The sequence below is a fragment of the Nonomuraea sp. KM88 genome, assembly GCF_052245635.1.
Lineage (GTDB): Bacteria > Actinomycetota > Actinomycetes > Streptosporangiales > Streptosporangiaceae > Nonomuraea.
This window is the reverse complement of record NZ_JBQQCC010000017.1, coordinates 73,194-86,850: the sequence shown is the minus strand read 5'-3', so window position 1 is coordinate 86,850 and position 13,657 is coordinate 73,194. Positions and strand designations below refer to the sequence as shown.

Here is a 13,657-nt window from a genome sequence, read left to right as displayed (position 1 = left end):
CGATCAAGCGATCAAGCGATGCGGTGGGCGTCGCGGTGCCAGGCCAGCACGCGCCGCTCGACCATCAGGAACAGGGAGTTGAGGACGAAGCCGAGCACGCCGAGCACCAGCACGCCCGCCCAGATGGCCGGCATGTCGGCGTTGCTGTTGGCCAGGCTGAGCAGGTAGCCGATCCCCTCGGTGCTGCCCTTGAGCTCGGAGATGACCATGAGGATCAGCGCCAGCGAGACGCTCAGGCGCAGGCCCGCGAAGATCTTCGGCGCCGCGGAGGGCAGGATGATGCGGAAGAGCCTGAGCGAGGCCGGCACGCCGAACACGGTGGCGGTCTCGACCTTCAGCCGGTCCACGCTGCGTGCGCCGTCGATGGAGTTGAGCAGGATCGGCCAGATGATGCCGAAGACGATCGTCGCCACCTGCACCTGGGTGCCCATCGTGAAGAGCACGAGGAAGAGGGGGAGCATGACCGGCGGCGGCACCGCGCGGGCGAACTCCACCAGCGGCTGCACGACGTCGGCCAGCCAGGCGGTCCTGCCCAGCGCGACGCCGAGCGCCACGCCGACGACCACCGCGACGGCCCACGAACCCGTCACCCTGACCAGGCTGGGCACGAAGTTGTCGACGGCCTCTTCGGTGAGGATGTACGGCCCGGAGAACCACATCTCGTACATCCGCGTCACGATCAGGCTCGGCTCCGGCAGGTACGCGATGTCGAGAGAGCGTGCCAGGAGCTCCCAGCCGCAGAGGACGACGGGGATCAGCCACAGCCGCTTCAGCAAGGTGCGCATCATGTCGTTCGCCACCTGAACAGACGCCGCTCGGCCCGTACGAGCACGGTGTTGACGACGAGCCCGAGGAAACCCGCCCACAGCAGGGCGGCCAGGACGTCGATCATGGCGTCGGCGCCGATGCCCGTGCTCGCCTGGATGAGGAAACTGCCGATGCCGGTCGACCCGCCCACGATGTACTCCACGCTGATCGCCAGGATGAGCGTGATGGACGCGGCGAGCCGCACCCCCGTCGCGATGAAGGGCGCCGCGCTCGGCAGGGACACCCGCCACAACACGGCTCCGGCGCCGAACCCGAACGTGCGCAGCGTCTCCTTGCTCACCGGGTCGACGTCACGCATGGCGTACATGGTGTTGATCAGGATGGGCCAGGACGCGGCGAAGACGATGAGCGCGACCTTGGCGTTGAGCTCGGAGGGGAAGAAGAACAGCGCCAGCGGGATCAGCGCCACGGACGGGATCGGCCGCAGGAACTCGACGAACACCCGGGTCATCTCCTCGATCACCGGGACAGTTCCCAGCACCAGGCCGATGGGGACCGCGACCAGGACGGCGAGCGGCAGCCCGACGATCGCGGCGGTGATGGTGCCCAGCAGGTGGTCGAGGAACTCCGGGTCGACGGCGAGTGCGACGGTCCTGGCCAGCGTGTCCACGGCCGGCGGCAGCCATTTGATCGCGCCCGACGCGCCGAGGACCTGCCACAGCAGCAGAAAGCCCGCCACGCCTGCGGCGTGGCGGGCGTACTTGACCAGCCGGGCGCGGGCGAGCGGGGACCGCTCGCGCCGCGCCGGTGTGACTGTAGCCGTCATCCCTGGGTGGGAGCCGTGTAGATCATGGACTTCACGTCCATCTCCTTCTTGAGCATGCTCGAGTCGAGCATCAGGTCCGCCACCCGCTGGATGCGCTCGGCGCTCAGCGAGGTCGGGTAGGCGCCCAGGTTGATCGTGGCGGCGGTCTCTGCCGGGATCTGGGTGAAGGTCGGCAGGACCTTCGTCACCGCGCTACGGTCGGTGGCCGCGATGTTCTGCGCCTTGGCCATCGCCCGCTGGAACGCCGCCAGCGTCTTGGGGTTGTCGGCGACCCACTTCTCCGTGGCGGCCCAGCCGGTGATCGGCAGACCCTCGGTCGGGCCCGACATCGTGTCCACCAGCATGGTGGCCCCGAGCTCCTTCTTCGCCTGGCTGACGTAGGGGTCGGTCATCCAGACGGCGTCCACGTCGCCCTTGTCGAGCGAGGAGAGCCAGTTGGTCGTCGGGACCTCGACATAAGTGAGGTCCTTGTTGGGGTCGAGGCCGGCAACCTTGAAGTGCGGGTTCATGGTGAGGACGCCCAGGCCCTTCAAGGCGTTGACGCCGACCTTCTTGCCCTTCAGGTCGGCGACCTTCTTGATGGGGGAGTCCTTCTTCACCATGATGCCGAACGCGCCCTGCGCGCCTTGGTAGGAGTCGGCGATGTACTTGAACTTCTCGGTGCCCTGTTCCTGGATCGTCAGGATGGTGGCGTAGCTACCGAGAACGACGTCCATGGCGCCATTCGAAAGCTTTCCCAGGACCTGCTGCGGAGCCTGGATGGGCTCCTGCTTGACGGTGAGGCCTTCTTCCTTGAAGAAGCCTCGTTCCATGGCGATGAACAGCGGCGCCGAGTCCGCGCCGGGATATTGGCCGATCAGCAGGTCGGTCTTCATACCGGCGTCGGCGCCTGAGCCCTCGGCCTTGTCGTCAGAACCGGAGCACCCAGTGATGACGAGGGTGGCCACAAGCCCAACCAGGGCAGTACGCCCTAATGCACCGAACCGCATTGCGGGTCTCCTTTGAACCGGGGGGTGAGTGCGAACGGGGGTGTTCAACGACGCTGGCACCTTAGCGCAGGCCATGCTTACCAGGTCACCTGGAACGCCGGAAATTAACAAGATATATCCACATATATGGTATTTTGCGGTGGTTTGTCCGTTTGTCGGGAAATCTGGAGTCCTTGACGTGGGACCGTTGGGGCAGGTGTGGTGAATTGCGTAAAATGCTGAGCCGTGTGTTGCTTGTGATCTTTGCGGTATTGGCCGATCTCAGGTAGATGTGCTCCAATTAGCTCTCGCCCCAAGGGTGCGTCGGCGTCACATGGCAAACATGCGTAATGACGTGATCTACGTGCACCAGGCCATCCGAGGAGAGGTTGCGGAGGCAAGTGAAGACTGTGATCCCCCCTACGGGCGGCGAACAGGGCTTAACAGAAGAAGCCCCCCGACAAGGCCCCCGTGGGCCAGAGAAGTCCGAGCCGGACGGCGTGGACGCGGTCGACAAACGCCAGGCGGGATCTCGCTTCTCCATACGCAACTGGCGAGTGCGCTCCAAGCTGCTGGTCATCGTCATCATCCCGACCCTGGCCGCACTCGTGTTCGGTGGCCTGCGCGTCACCACCTCGATCGCCACCGCCGGTGAGTACGCCCAGGTCAACGAGGTGGCCGTGCTCGCGAGCCGGCTGACCGCCCTCGCCCACGAGGTCGAGCGCGAACGTGACCTGACCGCCCGGTTCGTCGCCCTGGGACGCCGGACATCCGGCGACGAGAAGGCCCCCGCGGACGTCGCGGCCCAGTACGAGAACGTCGACAAGCTCGTCGCCGAGGTCAAGCCGGGCATCGAGACCCTCATGTCCTCCGACAACTCGGCGGCCCCCGAGGCCCTGCGCATCAAGAACCGCTTCGACGAGCTCGCCACCTCGCGAGACACCGCGGTCGCCTCCCAGCTCGACGTCAACTCCGTCATCGAGCTCTACGACCGGACCATCTCCGACCTCCTCTCGCTGAACGACAAGATCGACCAGGGCGCGGTCGACAAGGAACTGTCCGCGAGCGTGTCCGGCTTCGCCGCCCTGGCCCGGGCCAAGCAGTACGTCTCCACCCAGCGCGCGCTGCTCGTCGCCGCCCTGGCCACCGGCGAGTTCGGCAAGGCCGAGCTCGACGCCTTCATCGCCGCCCGCGCCCAGCGGAACAGCGAGCTCGCCACCTTCAAGTCGCAGGTCTCCCTCCAGCTCCGCCAGGCGTACGACGACTCCGTAAGCGGCCGGTCCGTGGACCGCGCCGAGGTCCTGCTGGCCCGAGCCCTGCTCCTGCAGGACGACGGCCTGCCCCTGCGCGACCGCAGGCTCGGCCTCACCCGCGACGGCAAGGCGTGGTTCGACGCCATCAGCGAGACCATCGACGGGATGCGCTCCGTCGAGCAGCAGACGGCCGACTCCATCGTGTTGCGCAGCCGCACACTGGAAGGCGCGGAGCAGCAGAACGCCGTGATCGTCGGTGGCGTGATCGCCGCCCTGCTCCTCCTCGTGCTGCTGGTCACCGTCTTCATGGCCCGCTCGCTGAGCGGCCCCCTGCGCAGGCTGCGCAGGGAAGCGCTGTTCATCGCCGGCCGCCGCCTGCCGGAGACCGTCAAGCAGCTGCGTGAGAGCGGCGAAGGCTCGATCGGGCCCGTGACCCCGATCGGAGTCGCCTCCAACGACGAGATCGGTGAGGTCGCGCGGGCGTTCGACGAGGTGCACCGTGAGGCGGTGCGGCTGGCGGGCGAGGAGGCGCGGCTGCGGAGCAACGTGAACGCGATGTTCGTGAACCTGTCGCGGCGTAGCCAGACGCTGGTGGAGCGGCAGATCACGTTGATCGACGGTCTGGAGCAGGGTGAGCAGGACGAGCAGCGGCTCGGGAACTTGTTCAAGCTGGATCACCTGGCCACGCGTATGCGGCGTAACAGCGAGAACCTGCTGGTGCTGGCGGGGCAGGACCCGCCGCGCCGCTGGAGCCAGCCGGTCAAGCTGGTCGACGTCGCCCGCGCCTCGCTTTCGGAGGTGGAGAACTACGAGCGGGTCGTGTTGCAGGTGCCCGACGGGGTGTCGGTGGCCGGTCAGGCGGTCAACGACGTCATCCACCTGATCGCGGAGCTGGTGGAGAACGCTCTGTCGTTCTCGCCGCGCGAGACGCGGGTGACGGTGTCGGGCAGCAGGATCGACGGTGGCGGCGTGATGTTGTCGATCACCGACTCCGGCATCGGCATGACCCCCGACGAACTGGCCCAGGCCAACGAGCGCCTCGTGGAAGCCCCCACCGTGGACGTGTCGGTGTCGCGGCGCATGGGCCTGTTCGTGGTCGCCCGCCTGGCGCACCGCCACGGCATCCGGGTGCAGCTGCGCCCCCACGGCTCCGGCGGGCTGACCGCCATGGTCCTCATGCCGGAAGCGCTCCTGGGCTCGCAGGCCCCCTCGTACGGCCCGACCCCCGCGAACAACGGCATGGGCCAGCAGGACAGCATCTCGTTCGACGAGGGCTTCGGCGCCGCCCGTCAGCCCACGGGACAGCCGCCCGTCCCCCAGTGGGGCGCGGGCGGAAGCTACCAGCCGGGGCCCGGGCACCCGTCGTTCCCCTCAGAGCCGTCGTTCCCGTCGCAACCGTCGTTCTCGTCGCAGCCCTCGTCCTTCTCTCCCAGGGGGAGCATGGACTCCGGCTGGCCCTCCGATCCGCGCAACAACGGCGGCGGTTACGACACCGCCGACGTCTGGGTCCCCTCGCGCAACCCCGCGAGCCCGCCCGGCAACTGGATGAGCAGCAGCAACCCGCTGCCGCAGCGGCCCACCGGCGAACGGGCGAACGCCGGCAGACCGGACCCCGACGCGGGAAGGTACGACTTCCCCGAGACCGAGTCCGCCGCGACAGGTCCGATGCCCGCCGTGCAGCCCGCCTCCGCCGGCGACGAATATCTGCCGATCTTCGCCTCGGTCGAGTCGGCCTGGTTCGAGCACGGCCCTGACAGCGACGCCACCTGGGGCTCCGCCAAGGCCGACGCCGGCTGGAGCGCCGCCGAAGCCGTCGTCGAGCCCGCACGCGACGGCGCCACGGCCGCCGGGCTGCCCAAGCGGGTGCCCAAGGCCAACCTGGTGCCCGGCTCCGCCGACACAGTCTCCGCGCCGAAAGGCGTCGCGCCGATGCCCGCGGTCTCGCCGGAGCGGGTGCGCAGCCGGCTCTCCAGCTTCCAGCAGGGGTTCCGGGCGGCACGTGATGACATCAGCGAGGGCAGGACGTATCCCTCCGGCCCCAGGAGTGTTGAAAGCAGGGATGAGCGGTCATGAGTGACCTGAGCCAGTCGGCACGCGGGGTGGATTGGTTAATCACCGATTTCGTCAACTCCGTTCCCGGGGTCGCGCACGCGGTGGTGGTTTCGTCCGACGGGTTGCCGCTTGCGGCGTCGTCGGGTTTTCCGGCTGATCGGGCGGATCAGCTGGCGGCGATCGCGTCGGGTCTGGTGAGTTTGACGCAGGGTGCGGCGCGGGTGTTCGAGGGGGGTGCGGTCAATCAGACGATCGTGGAGATGCAGCGTGGGTTGATGCTGATCATGTCGGTCAGTGATGGTTCGTGTCTGGCTGTGTTGGCGGCTCCGGATTGTGACATGGGGTTGGTGGCGTACCAGATGACGCTGATGGTGGATCGCGCCGGTCAGGTGCTGACTCCGGCTGTGCGTGCGGAGCTGCGCGCCAGCCAGACCAGGTGATGTAGGTGACAGACCCCCGATGGAACAGCGGCAGCTGGAACTCCAACAGTGGCGGCTGGAACTCCCACAACAGCGGCAGCTGGGAGCCCCCACCTCCTCCGCAGCCCTCCAGCAGCGATCCCGCCTCGCCGGTGCGGCCCTACGCCGTCACGGGCGGGCGGACCGCGCCCAGGGTCAAGCTGGCGATGGAGGCCCTCGTGTCCTCGGCCACGGCCGAACACCGGGAGTTCTCGCACATCACGCCCGAGTACAAGGCCATCAGCCAGCTCTGCCTCCAGGTCAGATCGGTGGCCGAGGTCTCGGCGTTGCTGCGGATCCCGCTCGGCGTGGTGCGTGTTCTGATCGCTGACATGGCGGCCGAAGGTCTGGTCCGGGTGCACCAACCGCAGCTGGATGAGGGTAGGCCGGACGTCAACCTGCTGGAAAGGGTGCTCAGTGGACTTCGCAGGCTCTAGTCCCGGCCTCACCTCGACGAAGATCGTGGTGGCCGGGGGCTTCGGGGTGGGCAAGACGACGTTCGTCGGTGCGGTGTCGGAGATCATGCCGTTGACCACGGAGGCCGTCATGACGGATGCCTCCAAGGGCATCGACGATCTGGGCATGACGCCGTTGAAGTCGACGACGACCGTGGCGATGGACTTCGGCCGGGTCTCGCTGGATCGTGATCTGATCCTGTATCTGTTCGGGACGCCCGGGCAGCATCGGTTCTGGTTCATGTGGGACGACCTGGTGCGGGGTGCGATCGGTGCGGTGGTGCTGGTCGACACGCGCCGCCTGGCCGACAGCTTCCCCGCCATCGACTACTTCGAGGAGGCGCAACTGCCGTTCATCGTGGGAGTGAACGGCTGGGACGGCCAGTACGCCCACAGCGACGCCGAGGTCCGCGACGCCCTGACCCTGGCCCCGCACATCCCGATGGTGCGCCTGGACGCCAGGTCGAAGGACTCCGTGAAGGCCACGCTGATCAACCTGGTCGAACACGCGCTCACGGTTCGGATGGCCGTGCCCGGCTGGAGCGGCTAGCAGAGCGGCTAGGCTGGAGCCTTAGACGTACCTTCGCTTCGAGGACTGGCCAACCACGTGTTCGAGACGCTATCCGACCGGTTGACATCGGTCTTCTCCTCCCTCCGATCCAAGGGGCGGCTGTCCGATGCCGACATCGACGCCACCACCCGCGAGATCCGCATCGCGCTGCTCGAGGCCGACGTCGCCCTCCCTGTGGTCAAGGCGTTCGTCGCCCAGGTCAAAGAGCGCGCCCGCGGCGCAGAGGTCTCCCAGGCGCTGAACCCGGCGCAGCAGGTCGTCAAGATCGTCAATGACGAGCTGATCGGGATCCTCGGCGGTGAGACCCGCAGGCTCCGTTTCGCCAAGACTCCCCCGACCATCATCATGCTCGCCGGCCTCCAGGGCGCGGGCAAGACCACGCTGGCGGGCAAGCTGGCCCGATGGCTGCGCGAGCAGGGGCACGCGCCCATGCTGGTCGCCGCCGACCTCCAGCGCCCCAACGCCGTCCAGCAGCTCCAGGTGGTGGGCGAGCGCGCCGAGGTCGCCGTCTACGCGCCCGAGCCCGGCAACGGCGTCGGCGACCCGATCGGCGTCGCCCGCACCTCCATCGACGAGGCCAGGCGCCTGCAGCACGACATCGTCATCATCGACACCGCGGGCCGGCTCGGCATCGACCAGGAGATGATGCGCCAGGCCGCCGACATCCGCGACGCGGTCCAGCCCGACGAGGTCCTGTTCGTGGTCGACGCCATGATCGGCCAGGACGCCGTCACGACGGCGCAGGCGTTCATGGAAGGCGTCGGCTTCGACGGCGTCGTGCTGACCAAGCTCGACGGCGACGCCCGCGGCGGCGCGGCGCTCTCGGTCAGGCACATCACCGGCCGGCCCATCATGTTCGCCTCGACGGGCGAGAAGCTGGAAGACTTCGACGCCTTCCACCCCGACCGGATGGCCTCCCGCATCCTCGACATGGGTGACATCCTCACCCTGATCGAGCAGGCCCAGAAGACGTTCGACGAGGAGCAGGCCGCCAAGATGGCGGGCAAGCTCACCTCGGGCGAGAACTTCACGCTCGAAGACTTCCTCGAGCAGATGCAGATGGTCCAGAAGATGGGGCCGATCAAGAACCTGCTCGGCATGATGCCCGGCATGGGGCAGATGCGCGACCAGATCAACTCCATCGACGACCGCGACCTCGACCGCATCGCGGCCATCATCCGCTCGATGACCCCGGCCGAGCGCCAGGACCCCAAGATCATAAACGGTTCCCGCCGCGCCCGCATCGCCACCGGCTCCGGCGTCACCGTCAGCGCCGTCAACAACCTGGTGACCCGCTTCTTCGAGGCCCAGAAGATGATGAAGCGGATGGCCGGCGGCATGGGCATGCCCGGAATGCCGGGCGGGGGCGGCCGCGGCAAGGGCGGCAAGTCCCAGAAGAAGGCCAAGAAGGGGCGGCGCGTCAGCGGCGACCCGCGCAAGGCCGCCATGGGCAAGCCCTCCGCCGAGACGCCCGCCGAGCCCAAGCAGGGCGGCGTGCTGGGCAACCTCGGTGGCAAGCTGCCCCCGGGGGTGGAGTTGCCGCCCGGCTTCGACCCCTCCAAGCTCCGGCTCCCCGGCCAGAAATAACCCCGCTCCCGCCGGTGCGCACCCGGGCCCGGCGGGCCCATCACCGCGGCTCCGCCCGGCCCGCTCGCCACACCTTCGAGCGCCTGGCCCGGCGCGTCCTGGGCCGGGTTGCCGCCCTGGCCGGGTTGCCCGGTACGCCTCCGGCCGGCCCGGTCATCCCGACTGCCGGGCCTGGCCGCCCGCCTCGCCCACCCACCACGTCGACCGGCGCACCTCCTGCCGGCCGACCGATCGGCGGCGGTCCGGGCTTCGCCCGTTGCCCGGGCCGTCCGCGGTTGCCCGAGGCCCGTCCACCGGTCGCTCGGAATGAGGGTGTGGTGAAGGGCGCGGGGTGGGGGCATACCAGGGCCGATGGGGCCGTAACGGAAGGGAGGCCGGGAGCTTGCCGACCCTTTGCGGCGACGTGCCGCCGGCGGTCGTGGGCAGTGTCGTCGATCTGGCAGAATGACATGTTGGAACACCGTGACCAGGCGGGTGCCCTCTCACCTCCCGCAGGACACGCCTGTCCCTGGAGCGTCGTCCCGTCGTGCCCCACTCGGCGAGGCGCCGTTCACCCACATGCGAATGCAGGAGAGACCACACCCGTGGCAGTCAAGATCAAGCTCAAGCGGCTCGGCATGATCCGCAACGCTCAATACCGCATCGTCGTCGCCGACAGCCGCACCAAGCGTGACGGCCGGGCGATCGAGGAGATCGGCCTTTACCACCCGAAGGAAAACCCTTCGCGCATCGTGATCAACGCTGAGCGTGCGGCCTACTGGCTGGGCGTCGGCGCGCAGCCGACCGAGCCGGTGCTCAAGCTCCTCAAGCTCACCGGCGACTGGCAGAAGTTCAAGGGCGAGCCCGCCCCCGAGCCTCTCAAGGTCGCTGAGCCCGCGCCTGACCGTCACGCCCTTTACGAGGCCGCGGCCAAGGAGGCGCTGTCCGGTGGCGACACCGGCACGGCCGCCACCACGCCGCCGAAGAAGGCCAAGAAGAAGGAAGAGGCCGAGGCCCCCGCCGAGACCCAGGCCGAGGGCGAGGCCTGACGTGCTCGAGGAGGCTCTCGAGCACCTCGTTAAGGGCATCGTCGAACATCCAGACGATGTCCGGGTCCGCGCACGCCGCATCCGCAGCGGGCGCGTCCTGGAGGTCCGGGTGCACCCCGAGGACCTGGGGAAGGTCATCGGACGCGGCGGGCGCACCGCCAAGGCGCTGCGCACGGTCGTGAACGCCCTGGCCGACGGGAAGTACGTGCGAGTCGATCTGCTCGATCTGCACGAAGTAGTCCGTTAGCGTCAGGTTTGCGCGCCCTCATCGGTCCTTCCGATGGGGGCGCTCGCGTTGAGGAAGGGCGAATTCACGTGCAGTTGGTCGTCGGCCGGATAGGCCGTCCGCACGGCGTACGCGGTGAGGTGACCGTGGAGGTGCGCACCGACGATCCCGAGCTGCGTTTCGCCCCCGGCACGTCGATCGCCACCGATCCCGCAGGCCGAGGGCCGCTCGTCGTCGAGAGCCGCCGCTGGCACAAAGGGCTGCTGCTGGTGTCGTTCGCCGGGGTCGCCGGCCGTGACGCGGCCGAAGATCTGCGCAACACCATGCTGGTCATCGACTCCGGCGAGGTGCCGCCGCCCGACGATCCCGACGAGTTCCACGACCACCAGCTCATCGGCCTGGCGGTCGAGACCGCTTCCGGCGAGCCCGTGGGCGAGATCACCGATGTGCTCCATCACGGCCAGGACCTTCTGGTCGTGCGCCGGCGCGGTGCCGACGACGCGCTGATCCCGTTCGTCAAGGCCCTCGTACCCGTGGTCGACGTGGAGGCCGGACGGCTGGTCGTCGATCCGCCGGAGGGCCTGTTGTGATGCGGATCGACATCGTCTCGATCTTTCCCGAGTACTTCGGGCCGCTCGACGTCTCGCTGATCGGCAAGGCGCGCGAGCGCGGCACGCTCGACGTACGCATGCACCAGCTCCGCGACTGGGCCCACGACGTGCACAAGTCCGTGGACGACACCCCTTACGGCGGGGGCCCCGGCATGGTCATGAAACCCGAGGTGTGGGGCGAGGCCATCGACTCCGTGATCGGTGACGGCACGCCGCGGATGATCGTGCCGACCCCGAGCGGGCGGCCGTTCACCCAGGAGCTCGCGCAGGAGCTGGCGGGCGAGCCGTGGCTGCTGTTCGCGTGCGGGCGTTACGAGGGGATCGACTCGCGCGTCGTGGAGGAATACTCCGGGCGGCTGCGGGTCGACGAGGTCGGCATCGGCGACTACGTGCTGGCCGGCGGCGAGGTGGCGGTGCTGGTCATGGTGGAGGCCGTCGGCAGGCTGCTGCCAGGTGTGCTCGGCAACGCCCAGTCTGCCGTCGACGACTCCTTCGCCCCAGGGGCCATGCGCAACCTCGTCGAGGGGCCCGTCTACACCAAGCCTCCCGTCTGGCGGGGGCGTCAGGTGCCCGACGTGTTGCTGTCTGGACATCACGGAAAAATCGCGAGATGGCGGCGAGATGAGGCGCTGCGCCGTACCGTGCGAAACCGGCCTGAACTCGCGGCGGAGCTCGACCCCGAGACGCTCGACAAGCACGACAGGAGACTTCTCGAGGAGCTGTCGTTTCGCGTCGAGCCCGAAGATATGGCAAACTGAATCGCTGCCAACCTGTTGTGGTTGGTCTGTCATGCCCGGGAAACGGTCCTGGGTTTCATCACATCAGCAGGCGTGTCCGCCACGAGCCATGGCCGGGTGGACCTCCGCGTGCTCACGAGGACTTGAGGACAGCTCTCATGCACACGAAGATCCAGGAGCTCGAGAAGGCGACCCTGCGCAGCGACGTGCCGGATTTCCGCCCCGGTGACACGCTCGAGGTTCACGTACGCGTCGTCGAAGGCAACCGCTCCCGCATCCAGGTCTTCAAGGGCTTCGTGCTGCGCAGGCAGGGCAGCGGCGCCCGCGAGACCTTCACCGTTCGCAAGGTCAGCTATGGCGTCGGCGTCGAGCGCACCTTCCCTGTGCACAGCCCCGTCATCGAGAAGATCGTGCTCGTCTCCCGCGGCGACGTGCGCCGCGCGAAGCTCTACTACATGCGTGACCTGCGCGGTAAGGCCGCCCGTATCCGCGAGAAGCGCGAGACGACGCCCGCGAAGTAAGTCCTGCTCATTCCGAGGTCCGCGCTACGGCGCGGGCCTTTCGGCTTTACGGGGCCGTTTCCTTTATGTGGAGCGACTCGTGCGTGGGTGTAACGTCGGTCCAGGCTTGTCGAGCCAGGACATCATCTAGGCTCGTCAGCGATGACTAGCGAGAGCCAGGAGCACGGCGCGGCGCGCCGCCCTGTCGAGGACGAGGTGGACGTGGTCGCCGAAGAGACTCAGAAGCCGGCTAAGGGCGGAAAAAAGGAGAAGAAGGGGTCGTTCTGGAAAGAGCTTCCTGTTCTTGTCGTTGTCGCTCTGGTGCTGGCACTGATCATCAAGACCTTTGTGGTCCAGGCCTTCTACATTCCGTCGGAGTCGATGGAAAACACCCTGCTGACCAACGACAGGGTTCTCGTCAACAAGCTCGTCTACCACACGCGCGACATCGAGCGCGGCGACGTGGTGGTCTTCTCGGGCGTCGATTCCTGGGACGGCGAGTTCCAGATGGAGGAGCCGTCCAACCCGGTCGCGGCGTTCTTCCGCTGGGTCGGCACGGCGTTCGGCGTCATCCCCGGCGAGAAGGACTACATCAAGCGGGTCATCGGCATCGGCGGCGACCACGTCAAGTGCTGTGACTCCAAAGGCCGCATCACCGTCAACGGCACGCCCATCAACGAGGAGAGCTACCTCTATCCAGGCAACGTGCCCTCTGACAAGTTCTTCGACGTCACGGTGCCGTCCGGGCGGCTGTGGGTCATGGGCGACCACCGCTCGGTGTCACTCGACTCCCGCGCCCACACCGGCGACGCGGGCGGCGGATCCATTCCGGTGGGCCAGGTCATCGGACGGGCGTTCGTGATCGTGTGGCCGTTCGACCGCGCCTCCTCGATAGACATCCCCGAGACATTCGCCCAACCCGCGCTCCACGCGCTCGGCGGGTCCGTACCGCTGGTCGCCGGGTTCGGGCTGGCCGTACCCTTGGTCCTGGTTCGGCGCAGGCTGCGGAGGAAACGCTGATGGCCGTCACCAAGAAGGCGGAGGGCGTGGGCAAAGAGAAGAAGAAGGGCAGTTTCCGCGAGACGGTGCTGCTGCTCGTTCTGGGGATCGGCATCGCGCTGCTGCTGCAGGCCTTCGTGGTCGGGTCGTTCTACATCCCGTCCGTGTCGATGGAGAACACCCTGCAGCTCAACGACCGGATCTTCGTCAACAAGCTTTCTGGCAAGCCTGAGCGCGGCGACATCGTGGTGTTCAAGGGCTGGAACGGCGAAGACACCATCAAGCGCGTCATCGGGGTCGGCGGCGACCACGTCAAGTGCTGCGACGCCGACAAGCGCATCACCATCAACGGCAAGCCGCTTGACGAGTCCTCCTACCTCTACCCGGACGATTACGCTTCCGGCGATAAGTTCGACGTCAAGGTGCCGGCCGGCAAGCTCTGGCTGATGGGCGACCACCGCAGCGCCTCGGCCGACTCCCGGGCGCACATGGAGGAGCCGGGTGGCGGTTTCATCTCGGAAGACGCGGTGATCGGCAAGGCTGTGGTGCGCTATTGGCCGCTGTCGCGGGGCTATCTCTTCTCCCAGCCTGAGGCTTTCGACAAGGTCAAGTAGATCC

General features: G+C 67.8%; 15 protein-coding genes. 12 read left to right on the top strand and 3 right to left on the bottom strand.

Annotated features, from left to right (window positions below):
* Positions 1–11 precede the first annotated feature (11 nt).
* Genes ACTWPV_RS38135 through ACTWPV_RS38125 form a run of 3 tightly spaced genes read right to left on the bottom strand, consistent with a single transcriptional unit; the run spans position 12 to position 2,541 of the window.
* The gene (locus ACTWPV_RS38135; protein WP_443155506.1) at positions 12–788 is read right to left on the bottom strand and encodes an ABC transporter permease; all 777 of its coding nucleotides are present in this window, start codon (positions 786–788) and stop codon (positions 12–14) included.
* On the bottom strand, positions 785–1,594 hold the full coding sequence (locus ACTWPV_RS38130; RefSeq protein WP_347649952.1) for an ABC transporter permease: 810 nt from the start codon (positions 1,592–1,594) through the stop codon (positions 785–787). Before ACTWPV_RS38130 ends, ACTWPV_RS38135 begins: the two co-directional genes overlap by 4 nt.
* A complete protein-coding gene (locus ACTWPV_RS38125) occupies positions 1,591–2,541 on the bottom strand; it encodes an ABC transporter substrate-binding protein (RefSeq protein ID WP_347649951.1) in 951 nt (316 codons plus the stop codon). The genes ACTWPV_RS38130 and ACTWPV_RS38125 overlap by 4 nt, the downstream gene beginning before the upstream one ends.
* A gap of 578 nt (positions 2,542–3,119) precedes the next feature.
* Between ACTWPV_RS38125 and ACTWPV_RS38120 the strand changes: the two genes are divergently transcribed.
* The 12 genes from ACTWPV_RS38120 (at position 3,120) to lepB (ACTWPV_RS38065) (ending at position 13,653) form a co-directional block, all read left to right on the top strand.
* Positions 3,120–5,888, top strand: coding sequence for a nitrate- and nitrite sensing domain-containing protein (locus ACTWPV_RS38120; protein ID WP_443155505.1), 2,769 nt, complete (start codon positions 3,120–3,122; stop codon positions 5,886–5,888).
* Positions 5,885–6,307, top strand: a complete 423-nt coding sequence (locus tag ACTWPV_RS38115; RefSeq protein ID WP_443155504.1) for a roadblock/LC7 domain-containing protein — start codon at positions 5,885–5,887, stop codon at positions 6,305–6,307. The genes ACTWPV_RS38120 and ACTWPV_RS38115 overlap by 4 nt, the downstream gene beginning before the upstream one ends.
* Positions 6,308–6,438: 131 nt before the next feature.
* Positions 6,439–6,762, top strand: coding sequence for a DUF742 domain-containing protein (locus tag ACTWPV_RS38110; protein WP_132335392.1), 324 nt, complete (start codon positions 6,439–6,441; stop codon positions 6,760–6,762).
* The gene (locus ACTWPV_RS38105; protein ID WP_347649949.1) at positions 6,743–7,330 is read left to right on the top strand and encodes a GTP-binding protein; all 588 of its coding nucleotides are present in this window, start codon (positions 6,743–6,745) and stop codon (positions 7,328–7,330) included. Before ACTWPV_RS38110 ends, ACTWPV_RS38105 begins: the two co-directional genes overlap by 20 nt.
* A 57-nt stretch (positions 7,331–7,387) precedes the next feature.
* Positions 7,388–8,938 carry a signal recognition particle protein gene (gene ffh, locus ACTWPV_RS38100; RefSeq protein WP_443155503.1) on the top strand — a complete coding sequence of 517 codons (1,551 nt, stop codon included), beginning with the start codon at positions 7,388–7,390 and terminating at the stop codon, positions 8,936–8,938.
* Positions 8,939–9,522: 584 nt separating this feature from the next.
* Positions 9,523–9,966, top strand: a complete 444-nt coding sequence (gene rpsP, locus ACTWPV_RS38095; RefSeq protein ID WP_132601374.1) for a 30S ribosomal protein S16 — start codon at positions 9,523–9,525, stop codon at positions 9,964–9,966.
* 1 nt (position 9,967) lies between these two features.
* A complete protein-coding gene (locus ACTWPV_RS38090) occupies positions 9,968–10,213 on the top strand; it encodes an RNA-binding protein (RefSeq protein ID WP_132335352.1) in 246 nt (81 codons plus the stop codon).
* A 68-nt stretch (positions 10,214–10,281) separates the two neighbouring features.
* Entirely contained in the window at positions 10,282–10,782 is a 501-nt protein-coding gene (gene rimM, locus ACTWPV_RS38085; RefSeq protein WP_347649947.1) for a ribosome maturation factor RimM, read from the top strand.
* A complete protein-coding gene (gene trmD, locus ACTWPV_RS38080) occupies positions 10,782–11,561 on the top strand; it encodes a tRNA (guanosine(37)-N1)-methyltransferase TrmD (protein ID WP_443155502.1) in 780 nt (259 codons plus the stop codon). The genes rimM and trmD overlap by 1 nt, the downstream gene beginning before the upstream one ends.
* Positions 11,562–11,698: 137 nt before the next feature.
* Positions 11,699–12,061, top strand: coding sequence for a 50S ribosomal protein L19 (rplS, locus tag ACTWPV_RS38075; protein ID WP_132601383.1), 363 nt, complete (start codon positions 11,699–11,701; stop codon positions 12,059–12,061).
* 141 nt (positions 12,062–12,202) lie between these two features.
* A complete protein-coding gene (gene lepB / locus ACTWPV_RS38070) occupies positions 12,203–13,060 on the top strand; it encodes a signal peptidase I (RefSeq protein ID WP_347649945.1) in 858 nt (285 codons plus the stop codon).
* Positions 13,060–13,653, top strand: coding sequence for a signal peptidase I (gene lepB / locus ACTWPV_RS38065; RefSeq protein WP_347649944.1), 594 nt, complete (start codon positions 13,060–13,062; stop codon positions 13,651–13,653). Before lepB (ACTWPV_RS38070) ends, lepB (ACTWPV_RS38065) begins: the two co-directional genes overlap by 1 nt.
* Positions 13,654–13,657 lie beyond the last annotated feature (4 nt).

Bases quoted from the DNA above. Each gene is read 5' to 3' on its own strand.
- ACTWPV_RS38135 (WP_443155506.1), bottom strand. From the start codon at position 788: ATGATGCGCACCTTGCTGAAGCGGCTGTGGCTGATCCCCGTCGTCCTC.
- ACTWPV_RS38130 (WP_347649952.1), bottom strand. From the start codon at position 1,594: ATGACGGCTACAGTCACACCGGCGCGGCGCGAGCGGTCCCCGCTCGCC.
- ACTWPV_RS38115 (WP_443155504.1), top strand. From the start codon at position 5,885: ATGAGTGACCTGAGCCAGTCGGCACGCGGGGTGGATTGGTTAATCACC.
- trmD (WP_443155502.1), top strand. From the start codon at position 10,782: ATGCGGATCGACATCGTCTCGATCTTTCCCGAGTACTTCGGGCCGCTC.
- rplS (WP_132601383.1), top strand. From the start codon at position 11,699: ATGCACACGAAGATCCAGGAGCTCGAGAAGGCGACCCTGCGCAGCGAC.
- lepB (WP_347649945.1), top strand. From the start codon at position 12,203: ATGACTAGCGAGAGCCAGGAGCACGGCGCGGCGCGCCGCCCTGTCGAG.
- lepB (WP_347649944.1), top strand. From the start codon at position 13,060: ATGGCCGTCACCAAGAAGGCGGAGGGCGTGGGCAAAGAGAAGAAGAAG.